General features: G+C 37.7%; 12 protein-coding genes and 4 tRNA genes. 11 read left to right on the top strand and 5 right to left on the bottom strand.

Going from position 1 to position 16,997, the window contains the following annotated elements; translation table 11 throughout:
- The first annotated feature begins 90 nt into the window (after positions 1-90).
- Positions 91-1,500 carry a cysteine--tRNA ligase gene (gene cysS, locus CXF85_RS04020; protein ID WP_101227211.1) on the top strand — a complete coding sequence of 470 codons (1,410 nt, stop codon included), beginning with the start codon at positions 91-93 and terminating at the stop codon, positions 1,498-1,500.
- Positions 1,501-1,656: 156 nt separating this feature from the next.
- Here the strand turns inward: cysS and folD are convergent, their stop codons facing one another.
- Entirely contained in the window at positions 1,657-2,511 is an 855-nt protein-coding gene (folD, locus tag CXF85_RS04015; protein WP_101227210.1) for a bifunctional methylenetetrahydrofolate dehydrogenase/methenyltetrahydrofolate cyclohydrolase FolD, read from the bottom strand.
- 552 nt (positions 2,512-3,063) lie between these two features.
- Here folD and CXF85_RS04010 point away from each other — a divergent pair.
- From CXF85_RS04010 to CXF85_RS03965, 10 genes are all read left to right on the top strand, one after another.
- Positions 3,064-3,140 (top strand) — tRNA-Pro (locus CXF85_RS04010).
- A gap of 125 nt (positions 3,141-3,265) precedes the next feature.
- A tRNA-Arg gene (locus CXF85_RS04005) sits at positions 3,266-3,342 on the top strand.
- A gap of 24 nt (positions 3,343-3,366) precedes the next feature.
- Positions 3,367-3,442 (top strand) — tRNA-His (locus tag CXF85_RS04000).
- Between the two features lie 48 nt (positions 3,443-3,490).
- A tRNA-Pro gene (locus tag CXF85_RS03995) sits at positions 3,491-3,567 on the top strand.
- 486 nt (positions 3,568-4,053) lie between these two features.
- Positions 4,054-5,361, top strand: a complete 1,308-nt coding sequence (tig, locus tag CXF85_RS03990) for a trigger factor (RefSeq protein ID WP_101227209.1) — start codon at positions 4,054-4,056, stop codon at positions 5,359-5,361.
- Between the two features lie 150 nt (positions 5,362-5,511).
- Positions 5,512-6,135, top strand: coding sequence for an ATP-dependent Clp endopeptidase proteolytic subunit ClpP (gene clpP / locus CXF85_RS03985; protein ID WP_269801150.1), 624 nt, complete (start codon positions 5,512-5,514; stop codon positions 6,133-6,135).
- 74 nt (positions 6,136-6,209) lie between these two features.
- Positions 6,210-7,484, top strand: coding sequence for an ATP-dependent protease ATP-binding subunit ClpX (gene clpX / locus CXF85_RS03980; protein WP_101227207.1), 1,275 nt, complete (start codon positions 6,210-6,212; stop codon positions 7,482-7,484).
- Between the two features lie 508 nt (positions 7,485-7,992).
- Positions 7,993-10,341 (top strand): endopeptidase La, encoded by a 2,349-nt coding sequence (gene lon, locus CXF85_RS03975; RefSeq protein WP_101227206.1) that lies wholly within the window; start codon positions 7,993-7,995, stop codon positions 10,339-10,341.
- Between the two features lie 294 nt (positions 10,342-10,635).
- Positions 10,636-10,908 (top strand): nucleoid-associated protein HU-beta, encoded by a 273-nt coding sequence (gene hupB / locus CXF85_RS03970; RefSeq protein WP_011044534.1) that lies wholly within the window; start codon positions 10,636-10,638, stop codon positions 10,906-10,908.
- A gap of 227 nt (positions 10,909-11,135) precedes the next feature.
- Entirely contained in the window at positions 11,136-13,052 is a 1,917-nt protein-coding gene (locus tag CXF85_RS03965; protein WP_101227205.1) for a SurA N-terminal domain-containing protein, read from the top strand.
- 108 nt (positions 13,053-13,160) lie between these two features.
- Here the strand turns inward: CXF85_RS03965 and CXF85_RS03960 are convergent, their stop codons facing one another.
- The 4 genes from CXF85_RS03960 to CXF85_RS03945 form a co-directional block, all read right to left on the bottom strand.
- Entirely contained in the window at positions 13,161-13,937 is a 777-nt protein-coding gene (locus tag CXF85_RS03960) for a peptide ABC transporter ATP-binding protein (protein WP_101227204.1), read from the bottom strand.
- A gap of 1 nt (position 13,938) precedes the next feature.
- Positions 13,939-14,973, bottom strand: coding sequence for a peptide ABC transporter ATP-binding protein (locus tag CXF85_RS03955; protein ID WP_101227203.1), 1,035 nt, complete (start codon positions 14,971-14,973; stop codon positions 13,939-13,941).
- Positions 14,974-15,085: 112 nt separating this feature from the next.
- Positions 15,086-15,979, bottom strand: a complete 894-nt coding sequence (locus CXF85_RS03950; protein WP_101227202.1) for an ABC transporter permease subunit — start codon at positions 15,977-15,979, stop codon at positions 15,086-15,088.
- A complete protein-coding gene (locus CXF85_RS03945; protein ID WP_101227201.1) occupies positions 15,969-16,997 on the bottom strand; it encodes an ABC transporter permease in 1,029 nt (342 codons plus the stop codon). Before CXF85_RS03945 ends, CXF85_RS03950 begins: the two co-directional genes overlap by 11 nt.

Here is a 16,997-nt window from a genome sequence, read left to right as displayed (position 1 = left end):
GTGCATTAGTATTGATGATCCTTTAGATTTGTTCAGGTACAATTGATAACTTATTCAATAGAAACTACTCAGTAGGAGTCATAAAATATCATGTTGCAAATTTACAACACGTTAAGTCGTCAAAAAGAAACCTTTACACCAATTAATCCAGGTAAAGTAGGCTTATATGTTTGTGGTTGCACCGTTTATGACTTATGCCATATAGGCCATGGTCGCACCTATATTAGCTTTGACAATATTGCCCGTTATTTACGCTTTTCTGGTTATGATGTTAACTATGTTCGTAACATCACTGATGTTGAAGACAAAATTATCAACCGCGCCAATGAAAATAATGAAACACCGGAAGCGCTAACAGAAAGAACAATTGCAGCTATGCATCAGGATTTTGATGCACTCAATATGGCCAGACCCGATTTAGAGCCAAGAGTAACCACGCACATGGATGAGATCATTGCGATGATTAAAACCTTAGTGGCTAAAGAACATGCTTATGTAGCAGGCGATAACGCTAAATCTACCGGGCAGGGCGATGTATTATTTAATGTTTCTAGTTATGCTGATTACGGTAAGCTTAGTGGACAAAACCTTGAGCAATTACAAGCAGGTTCACGAGTAGAAATTGATCAAAATAAAAACAATCCGCTTGATTTTGTTTTATGGAAATCGGCTAAGCCGGGTGAGCCAAGCTGGTCATCTCCTTGGGGTGAAGGCCGTCCTGGATGGCATATTGAATGTTCAGCAATGAATGCTAAAGAGCTAGGTCACCATTTTGATATTCACGGCGGCGGCTCTGATTTAACCTTTCCTCATCATGAAAATGAAATAGCCCAGAGCTGTTGTGCCCTAGATACTCCCTATGTGAATTACTGGATGCATACCGGTATGGTGCAAGTTGATCAAGAGAAAATGTCTAAATCATTAGGCAACTTTTTCACTATACGAGATGTATTAGCGCAATATGATGCTGAAACAGTACGTTTTTTCTTAACGACAGGTCACTATCGTAGCCAGCTAAACTATTCAATTGATAACTTAACGCAAGCGAGAGCATCGGTAGAACGTATTTATACTTCGTTACGTGATGTAGAAATACAAAGTGATTATACTTTAGATAAAGATTCAAGTTTTGTTAAACAGTTTTGCCAAGCAATGGATGATGATTTTAATACGCCACAAGCATTAGCCGTGTTTTTTGAAATATCAAAAGAATTAAATGTTGCCAAGACTGACAACAATAATGTTTTAGCAAGTGATTTAGCTTCAACGTTAGTTGCATTGGGTAAAGTTATCGGTTTATTACAGCTTGACCCAGCGGCTTTTTTGCAAGGCGATAATGATAATAATGAAGTAGCTATAATTGAAGCACTTATTGTTCAACGTAACCAAGCACGTATTGATAAAAACTGGGCACTTGCTGATGATGCTCGTGACAAACTTAATGCTATGAAAATAGTGCTAGAGGATAGCGCGGGTAAAACAACCTGGCGTAAAGCTTAAAGCATTGTCAGATAGTTTTAAATGATGACTTAGCTGCAGATAACTAGCGTTATACGTAACTTAGATTCAAATAAAAAGGGTGAACACTATTAGTGTTCACCCTTTTTGATTCCTGAACTTAAAATTCTTTAAGCTCAGATTTCTGTTATAGCGCTACTACTGAGTTGCTTGCTGACAAGCGATTAGTGTATTTTCAATAAGACTAGCTACTGTCATTGGGCCAACACCACCAGGTACAGGAGTGATAAATGAGGCTCTTTCTTTAGCGACATCAAAATCTACATCACCTACCAATTTACCATTATCTAAGCGGTTAATGCCTACATCAATGACTATAGCGCCTTCTTTAATCCATTCACCTGGAATAAATCCAGGTTTGCCAACGGCTACCACGATAATGTCTGCATTTCTCACTTTACCTTCTAAGTCCTGAGTAAAGCGATGCGTTGTTGTTACTGTGCATTTAGCGAGTAAAAGTTCTAAGCCCATAGGTCGACCAACAATGTTAGAGGCACCAATCACAAGTGCATCTAAGCCTTTAGGGTCAACACCCGTTGACTCAATGAGTGTAATTATACCTTTAGGCGTACAAGGTCTTAAACCTGGTTGGCGTAATACTAATTTGCCAACGTTAGATGGATGAAAGCCATCAACATCTTTAAGGGGATTAATGTGCTCGATAATTAAATCGGAATTTAAACCAGCAGGTAAAGGTAGTTGTACTAAGATACCGTCGATAGAGTCATCGTTATTTAATTCATTAACTAAAGCTAATAGCTCTTGCTCAGAGGCTGTTATCGGTAAATCATAAGAGCGTGAAACAAAACCAACTTCCTCACATGCTTTACGCTTACTACCTACATATACTTGTGAAGCAGGATCGCAGCCTACCAGAATAACGGCTAAACCAGGTACTCTTTGGCCATTACTAATACGTAAGTTCACTTCTTCTTTAACTGAATTTCTAAGCTGTTTGGCAATTGCTTTGCCATCGATCAATGATGCTGTCATAACTCTAATGTTGACCTTGGTTTAAGTAATAATAAAAACACCGTCATTTTGCCACAAACTAAACGTGTATTGTAGATTTACTTTACTTAGCATCACCTCTAGATAGGTCACATAGCTTAGCAAGGCACTTTTAGGTTCAAATACTCAGTTATTGTATACAATAGTCAGCAGTTATATGTACCTTAGCGTGTTTATCAAATAAAAGGTTATCCAACATTACCTACTCAATAGCTTTACCGCGGACTGATTATTTATTAAATAGCTTGTACTACTTAAAATGTATCACTCTTGAACATGATTATAATAAATATCCTAAACAGTGATAATTTAGTAACTGAATAGCTTTTTATATAACCCTGAAATAATCATAATTACATCTTGATTAAATAAACCACTAAATAATAGTTTGTAGCAGAAGAATACAGCGACTTGTGTTAAAAGTAACCGAACAGATATTTATTTATAAAAAAGGTTTGACTGATGTTAAGCAACTCGGTAATATCCGCATCCGTTGAAACGAGGCAATTTATTGTTAGTTACAACAGTATATATCGGTGATTAGCGCAGCTTGGTAGCGCACTTGGTTTGGGTCCAAGGGGTCGCAAGTTCGAATCTTGCATCACCGACCACTTTTTATTCGCAGTCTATCTGTGGTAAGAATCTGGTTTGGGTATCATCAAGTTCAGTCGTAAGTTTGAATTTGTACCTCCAATCACTTTTTTATTTTGAAGTGGATATATCTTTGTAGGGAATTGCGCCCTTAGCTCAGCTGGATAGAGCAACGCCCTTCTAAGGCGTGGGTCGCAGGTTCGAATCCTGCAGGGCGCACCATATTTAGATATGGAAAATGTTATGGTGGCTATAGCTCAGTTGGTAGAGCCCCGGATTGTGATTCCGGTTGTCGAGGGTTCAAGTCCCTTTAGCCACCCCATCTTTACTTTGTTAGTGTAAACTAATAAATTATTGAAAAAGAATATGTCGGTGATTAGCGCAGCTTGGTAGCGCACTTGGTTTGGGTCCAAGGGGTCGCAAGTTCGAATCTTGCATCACCGACCACTTTCTTTTTTAAATAAGTATCAACCTCCTTAATACTTATCAATTTCAAATATATCTTCTATATCTTCTATATCTTCTATATTTTATTTTAATCTTTATTAAATCTACTAAAAAAAACTTATCTGAACGTTTTGTCTCATTGTGTATTTCTCTTATACAAGCACAGTAATGACTACTACCTCTTTAAAAATCATGCTTATATCAAACCTTTTCATTATCGTTAAATGATCAATAAACTACTCCTAGCTGTATTACCAGTAAAGTTCTAATCTACTCAAAGGTTATCCAACGTAACTGAATAGTTAATAATTTATTGCTGGGTTAAACTTACACCTTGCAACTTTTTTCCCCCCTCGCTATAATTTGGCGTCATATTTTTGTAACAGGGCATCATTTTGTCACAAATTTGGTAATTTTTTATCAAAAGTGTTGATTATTAATTTGATGCGTATAAAGCGTAATACGCTAAGTTTTTGAGGTATTTAAATGCAAGTTTCAGTTGAGACTACACAAGGTTTGGAACGTCGTCTGACTATTTCTGTTCCAGCCGAAAAAGTAGATGTAGAAGTAAAGAATCGTCTTCGTCAAATCAGTAAAACACAGCGTATTAACGGTTTCCGTCCAGGTAAAGTACCACCGTCAGAAATTCAAAAACGTTTCGGCAAATCAGTACGTCAAGAAGTTGCTGGTGAAATCATGCAGCGTAACTTTGTTGATGCTATTGTTGCAGAAAAAATCAATCCCGCTGGCCGCCCTTCATTTGTAGCTAAAAGCAATGAAGATGGTAAAGCATTAGAGTTTGAAGCAACTTTTGAAATCTACCCTGTAGTTGAATTAAAAGATTTAGAAAAAATCGCTATTGAACGTCCACAAGTAGACGTGACTGATGCCGATTTAGATGAAATGTTTGTTACGCTACAAAAGCAGCACCAAACATGGAAAGAAAACAAACGCAAAACTAAAGCAGGCGATAAGTTAACACTTGATTTCACTGGTCGTGTAGACGGTGAAGAGTTTGAAGGTGGTAAAGCTGAAGGTTTTGAACTTGAACTAGGCGCTGGTCGTATGATCCCTGGTTTTGAGAAAGAAGTTACTGGTATGAAAGCTGGTGATGAAGCAACTATCAAGGTAACTTTCCCTGAAGATTACCATGCTGAAAACCTTAAAGGTAAAGACGCTGAGTTTGATATTGTTATTCATAAAACTGAAGGTCCAATTTTACCTGAGATTGATGAAGAGTTTGCAAAACTTTTTGGCATTGAAGAAGGTGGCGTTGAAGCTCTACGTGTTGAAGTAACTAAAAATATGGCACGTGAATTAACGCAAGCAGTAAAAGCTAAAGTTAAAACACAAGTCATTGATGGTTTATTAGCTGGACATGAAGTTGGTTTACCAGCAGCACTTGTTACGCAAGAAGTTGATGTTTTACGTCAACAAGCTATGCAACGTTTCAAAGGCCAAATGGACCCTGCAAACTTACCACAACTACCTGCTGAAATGTTTACAGAGCAAGCAGAACGTCGTGTTAAGATCGGTTTACTTCTAGGTGAAGTGATTAAAGTGAATGAGCTTAAAGTTGATGAAACTAAAGTGAATGAGCTAATTGCTTCTGCGGCTTCTGCTTATGAAGACCCTAAAGAAGTAATCGAATACTATGCTAACAATAAAGAACTTATGCAGCAGATGCAAAACGTTGCTTTAGAAGAGCAAGCTGTTGAACTTTTAGTTGAAAAAGCTAAAGTTTCTGACAAAAAAGCTAGTTTCAATGAAATAATGAACCCTGAAGCTAAGTAAAGCTTACTTTTCATTAGTTTTACATTGACAACTAACTAAGCAATCGCTTAAATTTAATGGCTTGTATGGCAACATACAGGCCATTACTATTTATTAAGGGAAGGTATACTCTTGTTTAACTCTCAAATTACATCTCAAAGATCATCTCAAGTGTCATCACAAAGCAGTGCTACAGGTATTGAAAGCGCATTAGTACCTATGGTTGTTGAGCAAACAGCTAAAGGTGAACGTTCATATGATATATATTCTAGACTGCTAAAAGAGCGTGTAATCTTCCTTTGTGGTCAAGTTGAAGATCATATGGCTAATCTGATCATCGCGCAGTTATTATTCTTAGAATCTGAAAGTCCTGATAAAGATATTTATCTATACATAAATTCGCCTGGTGGCTCAGTAACTGCTGGTATGGCAATTTATGACACCATGAAGTTTATCAAACCTAACATTAGCACTGTTTGTATTGGCCAAGCGGCAAGTATGGGCGCGTTTTTATTATCAGGTGGCGAAAAAGGCAAACGTTATTGTTTACCTAATGCTCGAGTAATGATTCATCAGCCTCTTGGTGGTTTCCAAGGGCAAGCTTCAGACTTTGAAATTCATGCTAAAGAAATATTATTTATAAAAGATAAACTTAACAAATTAATGGCTGAGCACACTGGTCAAACATTAGAGCAACTTTCTCAAGATACAGACCGAGATAATTTTTTAAGTGCAGAAGCAGCGGTTGAATATGGCTTAGTTGACTCCATATTAGAACAACGTAACGATAAATAGGATTTCGGTGTATACTTAACGGTGTAGATTGAGTAATAAATGGATTTATTGGTATTAAATTTTAGAGGTAGGGCATGACTGATATTAAAAGTGGTGGCGATAATGGTAAATTACTTTACTGCTCATTTTGTGGTAAAAGCCAACATGAAGTACGTAAATTAATTGCTGGCCCATCAGTATTTGTTTGTGATGAATGTGTAGAACTGTGTAACGATATAATTCGTGAAGAAATTTCTGAAATTTCGCCAAAAGAAAGTAAAGAGGCATTGCCTTCTCCTATGGAGATACGTGAAAGCCTAGATGAATACGTTATTGGTCAAGATCATGCTAAAAAAGTATTAGCAGTTGCCGTTTATAATCACTATAAACGCCTACGTAATGGCGATACTCATAATGGTGTTGAGCTGGGTAAAAGTAATATTTTACTTATTGGACCAACGGGTAGTGGTAAAACATTATTAGCGCAGACCCTTGCACGGTTATTAGACGTACCATTTACTATGGCTGATGCAACAACATTAACTGAAGCCGGTTATGTTGGTGAAGATGTAGAAAACATCATTCAAAAGTTATTACAAAAATGTGATTACGATGTAGAGAAAGCTCAACGTGGTATTGTTTACATTGATGAAATTGATAAAATTTCACGCAAATCAGACAATCCTTCTATAACTCGTGATGTTTCAGGTGAAGGTGTTCAACAAGCGTTATTAAAGCTTATTGAAGGCACTGTTGCTTCAGTACCACCTCAAGGTGGTCGTAAACACCCACAGCAAGAGTTTTTACAAGTAGATACTTCTAAAATACTCTTTATATGTGGTGGAGCGTTTGCAGGTTTAGATAAAGTTGTTGAACAACGTAATCATACTGGTACCGGTATAGGTTTTGGCGCGGAAGTTCGTGGCAAAGATCAAGAGAAGTCTTTAACAGATAGTTTGGCTGAAGTTGAACCTCAAGATTTAGTTAAGTATGGTTTGATTCCTGAGTTTATTGGCCGTTTGCCTGTTTTGGCAACGCTACGTGAACTTGATGAAGATGCGCTTATTCAAATATTGCAAGAACCTAAGAATGCTTTAACTAAGCAGTTCACTGCGCTATTTGATATGGAGAGTGTTGAGCTAGAGTTCAGAACTGATGCTTTACATGCTATAGCACGTAAAGCTATGGACAGAAAAACGGGTGCTCGTGGTTTACGTTCTATTGTAGAAGCTGTGTTGCTTGATACTATGTATGAATTACCATCAATGGAAAATGTAAGTAAAATTGTTGTTGATGAAAATACAATTAAAGGCGAAAGCAAGCCGATTGTTATTTATGACAGTAAGCAAGAAAAAGCTGTTTCTGAGTAACGTTACCTTTTAGGCATAAAGTTTCGGCTTTAGTATATTAGCCTCAAGTAGTAAGTAATTATTATAGATAATAATTACTTACTACTTGAGGCTTTTTTGATCTAAGACTAATATTAAGGCGTTAAAATAATAAGTTTTTCTCTTTATTTTTTATCTCTTGTTGAAAGTTAACAGCCTAGCCCCATATAGATTCTATAGCTTTATTTTATTTATACCAAATGCACTAATTTATTGGTCAACTTAGAGTTATATTAGCGAGCTTAGAACAAACAAAATTTGTTAAACATAGTTATTCTATATTTCATAAATTTTGTGCCGTTATCAGTTTGCTAATAAGCTCCCAAGGGCGAGCTTAAAAGGCTATATGCAGCGTTATTTATTTTGACAAGGGAATAACCATTCTCTTCAATCAATGCCTTGCCTCTAAGCCTTTTAATTCTCGCTAAGTGGTCAATAAATTAATGCACTTGGTATTATTAATTAAAACAATTCCCAAAAAGAGTAGCCAATGAGTAAAGAATTATCTGGTGTCGTTGAGATCCCCGTTTTAGCCTTAAGAGATGTTGTTGTTTACCCACAAATGGTTATCCCACTTTTTGTTGGTCGTGAAAAGTCAATTCGCTGTCTAGATCTAGCCATGGAAAACGATAAGCAGGTATTTCTTGTTGCGCAAAAAGATGCTGCTATTGATGATCCCCAAGCTGATGACGTATACACCACGGGTACAGTAGCAACTATTTTACAGATGTTAAAACTTCCTGATGGCACCGTTAAAGTATTAGTGGAAGGTGCACAACGAGCAACGATAAAGAAGTTTGTTGAGACAGAAGAGTATTTTAGCGCTGAAATTGAGTATGTAAGCCCTAGCGCAGAGATTAATGAAGATATCGAAGTCTTGATTCGTTCTGCTATTTCTCAGTTTGAAGGTTATGTAAAGCTTAATAAAAAAATCCCACCTGAAGTGCTTACTTCAGTATCTGGTATAGATGAAGCTGAACAGCTTGCTGATACGATGGCAGCACATATGCCTCTAAAACTAGCTGACAAGCAAAAAGTATTAGAAATTATTGATGTCAATGTACGTTTAGAACATTTGATGGCATTAATGGAAGGCGAAATTGATTTACTTCAAGTTGAAAAGAAAATTCGTACTCGTGTTAAAAAGCAAATGGAAAAAAGTCAGCGTGATTATTATTTGAATGAGCAAATGAAAGCTATTCAAAAAGAGCTAAATGAGGGGGAAGACACTCCTGATGAGCTTGAACAAATGGCTAAGCGTATTGAAGAAGCCCAAATGCCGAGTGAAGCTAAAGAAAAGACCTTAGGTGAGTTTCAGAAGCTTAAAATGATGTCACCTATGTCTGCGGAAGCTACAGTAGTGCGCAGTTACATCGAATGCATGATCAATGTGCCTTGGAAAAAACGTAGCAAATTAAAACGTAACCTTGCCCTTGCTCAAGAAGTGCTTGATGAAGATCATTATGGACTAGATAAAGTTAAAGAACGTATTTTAGAATATCTAGCCGTACAACAACGCGTAAGCCAGTTAAAAGGGCCTATATTATGTTTAGTTGGTCCACCTGGTGTTGGTAAAACGTCACTTGGTCAATCTATTGCTAAATCTACGGGGCGAAAATACGTCCGTATGGCCTTGGGTGGAGTTCGTGATGAAGCTGAAATTCGTGGCCATAGACGTACTTATATTGGTTCACTGCCGGGTAAGTTAATTCAAAAAATATCAAAAGTCGGTGTTAAAAACCCACTTTTCTTATTGGATGAAATTGATAAAATGGCGTCAGACATGCGTGGAGATCCTGCTTCTGCGTTACTTGAAGTTTTAGATCCAGAACAAAACACCACCTTTAATGATCACTACCTTGAAGTTGATTATGATTTATCAGACGTTATGTTTGTTGCAACTTCAAATAGTATGGATATTCCTGGACCATTATTAGACCGTATGGAAGTGATACGTTTATCGGGTTATACCGAAGATGAAAAACTTAATATTGCGCGTAAGCACCTTGTTGATAAGCAAATTCAGCGAAATGGTTTAAAAGCTAAAGAAATCGACATTGATGACAGTGCACTCATGGGCATTATTCGCTATTACACTCGTGAAGCGGGTGTACGTAGTTTAGAGCGTGAAATATCTAAATTATGTCGTAAAGCAGTGAAGTCTATTTTACTTGATAAAAAAGTGAAGAAAGTGACCATTAACCAAGATAACCTTAACGAGTTCCTTGGTGTGCAACGCTTTGATTACGGTAAAGCTGATGATAAGAACCGAGTAGGCTTAGTAACTGGTTTGGCTTGGACTCAAGTTGGTGGAGAGTTACTTACCATTGAAACTGCCTCGGTACCAGGTAAAGGTAAGCTGACTTATACCGGTTCATTAGGTGACGTCATGCAAGAATCTATTCAAGCAGCGATGACTGTTGTAAGAAGTCGTACTGAGAAACTTCGTATTAATGAAGATTTCTATGAAAAGCGTGATATCCATGTCCATGTTCCTGAAGGAGCAACACCCAAAGATGGGCCGAGTGCTGGTGTTGGTATGTGTACCGCTCTTGTCTCAAGTCTTACGGGGAATCCGGTAAAAGCTGATGTAGCTATGACAGGTGAAATTACCCTTCGCGGTGAAGTTCTAGCCATCGGTGGTTTGAAAGAGAAGTTACTTGCGGCTCATCGTGGTGGTATAAAAACAGTAATTATTCCGCATGAGAACGAGCGCGATTTAAAAGAAATCCCTGAAAATGTTAAAGCTGAATTGTCTATTCACCCAGTGAAATGGATTGATGAAGTGCTTGCACTTGCGCTTGAACAGCCTGTAGAACAATGGAAAGTTGAAAAGTAACTTGCTCAAAGCTTGGCCTTTTTTGATGATTTATATCAAAAAAGGCCAAAAAAGTTAAAAAAATAGTAAAAAAAAGCAATTATCGCTTTTCAAACGCTGAAACTGTGGTAAGTTAACTACGCTTTTATCGCTAGACCCCTTACTCACTATGTTATATAGATGAATTGGAGGAATCTAGAGAGCATAATATTTTCTAAACTCAACGCTACAAGTTATCAATAAAAATAAAATTTAGATTGATAACAGTTATAAAATGGATAGCGTTGCATAATAACAATTGAAGGGGTATACACTGTGAATAAATCTCAACTAATCGAGAAAATTGCTGCTGGTGCAGACATTTCAAAAGCTGCTGCGGGTCGTGCATTAGATTCATTTATTGGCGCTGTAACTGATGAATTAAAAGATGGCGAGCAAGTAGCTCTTGTTGGTTTTGGTACTTTCTCAGTACGTGACCGTGCTGCACGTACTGGTCGTAACCCACAAACGGGTGCGACTATTCAAATCGCTGCTGCTAAAATTCCATCTTTCAAAGCTGGTAAAGCATTAAAAGATGCATGTAACTAGTCACTAATTTAGACTAAGTTATACTGCGTATTAGAAACCACCTTTTTAGGTGGTTTTTTACTTTGTACCCCGCGTAAAAATAAATATTCATAATAAATATTCATAATAAATTTGCATTTAGCGCATGTTGTGCTTCAAGCAATGCTTATGATCTGCTAAAATCGCGAGCAACTTGAATTTAAAGATACTTAAGTCTAGATTTTTTAGGCATAAAAAAAGAGAAATTAATGTTAGAAGATATTCGTGAAAAATCGCAGGGATTGACTGCCAAAATTATTCTTGGTTTGATTATCCTTACCTTCGCTGTCGCCGGTGTTGGAAGTTATAGCAACTCAGTAGATACTTCTGTTGCTACGGTTAATGGTCAGGCCATTAGCCAACAAGCATTTAATAAAGCGTATCAAGCACAACGTGGTCGTATGGCACAACAGTTTGGTGAGATGTTTGATACCTTATCAAATGATGCAAATTATATGGCTAACTTTCGCCAAGGTGTTTTAGATAACCTTATTAATGAAACGTTAATAGATCAAAATAGTGAAGCCCTTGCTATTCGTGTTTCGGATCTGCGTTTAAAAGATACTATCCGCACTATGCCTGAATTCCAAGTAGACGGTTCTTTTGATAACAATCGTTATTTAGCTATTATCAATCAAGCTGGTTTCTTTCAATCATCAGACTTTCGTGATTATTTACGCGTAGAGATGACTCGTCGTCAATTGAGCCAAGCATTAGTTGCTACTGAGTTTAATTTACCTTATCAAGAGAAGTTACAACTTGCGTTACAAAACCAAACGCGTGATATTCGATTCGCAACAATTTCTGCAGAGCAGTTTAAAGCAGCGATAACGTTAACTGATGAAGACGTTAATAATTACTATGTAGCCAATCAAGCTCGTTTTGAAAATAAAGAACAGGTTAAAGTTGATTTTATTAGCTTAAATGTTGCTGATATTGCTAAAGGCATCAACGTTACTGATGATGAGTTATCTAGTTATTACCAAGAGAACTTAACAAGCTTTACTGAAACAGCACAACGACGTATATCACATATCCTTATCGAGTTTACTGATGGAAATGCAGATGATGAAGCTGCCAAATTACAAGCACAAGTCGTATTAACCCGACTTGAGCAAGGTGAAGACTTTGCCGCGTTAGCAAAAGAAGTTTCTAATGATACTTTCAGTGGTGAAAACGGTGGTGATTTAGAATGGCTTGAGCCAGGCGTGATGGAAGAGAGTTTTGATGAAGCCGCTTTAGCATTACTTACTGTTGGCGAGATTAGTTCATTAGTTAAAACAAGCTTTGGTTACCATGTATTAAAATTAACAGACTATAAAAAAGAGTCTGTGCAAGCTTTTGCTGATGTGAAAACGGAGTTAAGTGCTAAATTAAGTAATGACCAAGCACAAGACAAGTTCTTTACGCTACAGCAAGAAATGGCACGTATCAGTTTTGAATTTCCAGATAGCCTAGATGATGCTGCGGCAGAAGTTAATGTTGCCATACAAACATCTCCTTGGTTATTACGTAGTGGAAACAGTGCTCCTTTTGATCAAAGTAAAGTTATAGAAGCTGCTTTCTCCGAAATGGTTTTACAAGACAATATGAACTCAGACCTTATTGAAGTTAATGATAGTGTTGTACTTGTTTTACGTCTTAATACTTTGCAAGAAGCAAATGTTAAACCTTTAGTGGAAGTCGAAGCGCAAATTAAAGATATTTTAGTTAATCAAAAAGCAACCGAGAAAGCTCAGCAGACTGTTGATTTATTATTGGCTGACTTTAATGCTGGTGTTGATATAACAGCTCAACTAACAGCACTTAATACGAGTTTTGTTAGTAAAGAAAAAGTTGCTCGTTATAGTCCAGATGTTGATCAAAGTATCAGTCGTGCTGCTTTTGTACTACCACACCCGGTAGACGGTACTGTTTCGGCCTCAACTGTTGCGTTAAGTAATGGTGCGCTTGCCTTAGTTGAAGTTACTACGGTAGGTGTAAGTGCAACAGCTGCTAACCCTAACTTAGGTCAGCAACAAACGTCTCAGTTGGCACAGTCGGCCTATCAGAGTTTTGTTAACTCGTTAAAGGTTGGTGCGGAAATTACACGTAAACAAGTTGTAGAGCCTGTTACTACTTATTAAATTCCAATAGGATAGTCGTTTCGGCGACTAAAAAAGCCAATAGTAGTAATCTACTATTGGCTTTTTTTATGTCTTACTTTTAGGGAGATTGAAGTATTATCTAGTTATTTATTTAAGCTGAAAGTTCTGACTCATCATTAATTTTTGAGTTACTTTATGTTGAGGGTTACGCATTACCTCAATGGTTTTTCCAGACTCAACTACCTCACCATGTGACATCACCATTACATCATCACTAAAGTGGCGGACAATACCTAAATTATGAGAAATGAGAATATAGGCTAAGCCCATTTGTTGTTGTAAATCGAGCAGTAAGTTAATCATCTGCGAGCGTAATGAGGGGTCTAAAGCCGCTAACGCTTCATCTAGGATGATAACTTGGGGTTGTAGGATAATGGCTCTAGCCAGTGAGATCCTTTGTTTCTGTCCACCTGAGAACATATGAGGGTAAAAATTCATATGATCGCCAAGCAGGCCAACTTTTTGTAAAGTCGTGCGAATAAGCTGTTGGCGTTGTTTTTCATTCAACTCAGTATTAAGTATTAATGGCTCATCGAGTAATTCTTGAATGGTTAAGCTAGGGTTTAAAGTCGTTCCTGAGTCTTGAAATATCATCCGGATATGCTGACACCTTTGTTTGAAACGTTGGTTCTGCAATAGCTGACCATTCAAATATATCTTACCCGTCGTTGGGCTTTCTGCACCTACTAATATCTTTGCTAACGTTGATTTTCCTGAACCCGTTTCACCAACAATCGCTAGCGTTTTTTTTGCTTCAATAGCAAAAGATAGTGGTGATAATGCCGTAAATTTACGCTTGTGATACCAATGACCTTTAAGCTTAAATGATTTTGTTATTTCTTTAACATCTAATAAAACACTCATCTTAAATTGTTCCCTTAACTACTTCGTGTTTTACCGAATGTTTTTTAGCGGTCTCCCTAATCAACGGGAAATGGCAACTGACTTTATGGCCATGAAAATTACTGACCTTTGGCGCCTCGACACAAGTTTGTTGCGCTCTTGGGCAACGAGGGCCTAATCTACAACCAATGGGCAAATGTTGTAAAATAGGGATACTACCCGGTAAGGTCATCAGTCGCGATTTAGTCGGTAACTGCAAATTAGCCTTAGTACTACTATCAACTAAAGCTCGAGTATAAGGATGCATAGGTTTATTAAATATTTGCTCTGTACTACCTGCTTCAACAAATTGGCCGCTATACATTACTGTAATGGTACTGGTCCAGTGAGTTAAGTTCTCTAAATCATGGCTTATCAATAATATTGACATGTTTTTTAATTGATTTAAGTTAGCAAGTAATCTAAATATCTGTCCCTGATTAGTACTTTCCATTGCGGCTGTTGGTTCATCGGCAATTAACAAAATGGGTCGACCTGCGAGGGCTATCGCTATCATAACGCGTTGGCAGATTGCTTCAGTAAGTTGATGAGGGTAACTGTTAATACATTGGCTATGTTTCTTAATACCAACTTTGTGAAGTAATTTGACTACCGCTTCTTTACGCTGTTTTTTACGCTGCCAAAAGTGACCTGATAGCTGTGAAGAATCAATAGCTTCGCTTAACTGCTCTCCGATTAAAGTGGTTGGATCTAAACAGCTCATTGGCTCTTGAAATATCATTGCAATATCACGGCATAATAATGCTCTACGCTCATCAATAGTTAGGCGTAATAAATCGATACCTCGCCAATGAAACCTGTCTGCATGCACATGCCACTTATCGTTTAAAACACCTATGATTGCTTGTGCCAAGAGTGACTTACCTGAGCCTGATTCGCCTACTAAACCACGAAACTCACCTTCTTTAATCGATAAACTTACTTTATCTACCGCGAGTACGCGACCATTTGGTGTATCGAGCTCAATGGATAAATTTCTGATGTCGAGTAAATTCATAAGTGCTACTTACACGCTTTTTTAGGTGGAGAAGTTAATAATATAGACAGTAAAATAAAGATTTTGGTTACGGTCGTTATAATTTTTATTGTCACTGTGTGGGGAAATACCATTAGTTTTCCTTACGCAGTTTAAGCGCATGGCGAATACCTTCACCAACCAGGTTAGTGGCAACAACAGCGAATAAAATGGCTAAACCTGGTAAGTATACTGTCCAAGGCGCAATATAAAAGTGTTCAAGACCATTGGCTAAAATAGCGCCCCATTCAGGTAAGGGAATTTGCGCCCCTAATCCTAAAAAACCTAAGGTAGCGATATCTAAGATGGCGGCAGACTGTGCTAGCGTGGCCTGACTCATTAAGCGCTCAACAATATTAGGAAATACTGAGTAGTACAAAATACGGAAATTACTGGCGCCATCAAGACGCGAAGCAAGTACATAGTCTTTTCTAAACTCTTCCTTTACTGCATACCGAGTTATGTGGATAAATTGCGGGATAAATACAATGGCAATTGCCCATACTGTGTTGCTAATACCAGGACCTAAAATAGCAACAATAATAATAGCGAGTAACAATGATGGTATAGATAATATAACATCGAGAAAATGATTTAAAAAGCTCGATTTAATGCCCCTAGTTAAGGCAGATAGCGAGCCAATAACCACGCCGATGACTAAAGAGAAGATCACCACAATAAAGCTCAAACCAAAAGTCAGAGATGTTCCATACATCAGCCTAGACAACATATCTCGTCCAAGCTCATCAGTACCTAGTAGGTAACTGACATTACCATCAGGATGCCAAGCTGGTGGCAGTAATATCATATCCAGATGGCCCTCTACAGGAGAGTAGGGGGATATAATTGGCGCAAAAATAGCGAGTATAACGAGGAAAATGAAACAACAAAAGCCAACCATAGCTACGGGGGTTTTACGGAAAATTCCCCATAACTGCATAAAAGGAGAGGGAAATACTTCTTCAAGGTATATTTTTTCACGAGCCATGATGATTACCTCGCGCTAATGGATTAAGGGCAGCATAAATAAAGTCGGTCAATATGTGAACGATAAAGATGAAGCAGGAAAGTACTAATAGCCCGCTTTGAATCGCGGTATAATCACGCTGTGAAATACTCTCTATTAGCCAACGACCAATACCTGGCCAACTAAAAATAACTTCAGTAACCATAGCGAGAGTAACCAAGTTGGCAAACTGCAAACCCACGTGGCGTATTATTTGAATTAATGCATTTCGAATTGCGTGTCTAAATATTATCTGTTGAAAGCTCAAACCTTTAGCTTTAGCTGCTCTGATATAACTGGCGGCTAATACTTCAATCATAGCGGCACGCGATAAGCGAATAAAAATAGTAGCTGGAGCCAATGCAATAACGCATGCGGGTAAAATTATATGAGAGCTAGCATTGCTAAATGCTTGCCACTTATAGGGGCTCTCGCTGAGTAAAATATCAATAAATTGAATACCAGTTACAAATTCAATTTCAAACAGCAAGCTAATTTTTCCTGCGGAAGGCAACCAGCCAAGGCCGATTGAGAAAAAAAGTATAGCCAACAGGCCCAGCCAAAAAACAGGAATGGAATAGCCAAGCATGGCAAACGACAAAATGGCATTGTCGCTGGCTTTATTGTGATTGATGGCAGCAATAAAACCTAATGGAATGCCAACTAACATCGCAATAAGTAAAGCAACTAGGCTGAGCTCTATCGTGGCCGGCAGTAATTCTAATACTTCATTACTAATCGGTGATTGGCTTGCCATAGACTGCCCCAAATCACCATTAAGGATATGTGTTAAGTAAGCTCCATACTGAGTGAAAATGCTTTTATCCATTTGGTAAGCTTCATTGAGTTGTGCTAATTCTGTCGCCGTAGCATTAATCTGACCAGAATGATTAATGACAGTGTCACCAGGAAATAAAAAACTCAAGCTAAACGATATAAGCGTTAATACCAACATGGTAAAAAGGAATAAGCTCAATCGGCGTAAGGTAAAAGTAAGCAT

The organism is Colwellia sp. 75C3, from assembly GCF_002836255.1.
Classification (GTDB): domain Bacteria; phylum Pseudomonadota; class Gammaproteobacteria; order Enterobacterales; family Alteromonadaceae; genus Colwellia.
Note: the sequence above shows the minus strand (reverse complement) of the source record. Positions and strands in the feature narration are given on the sequence as shown.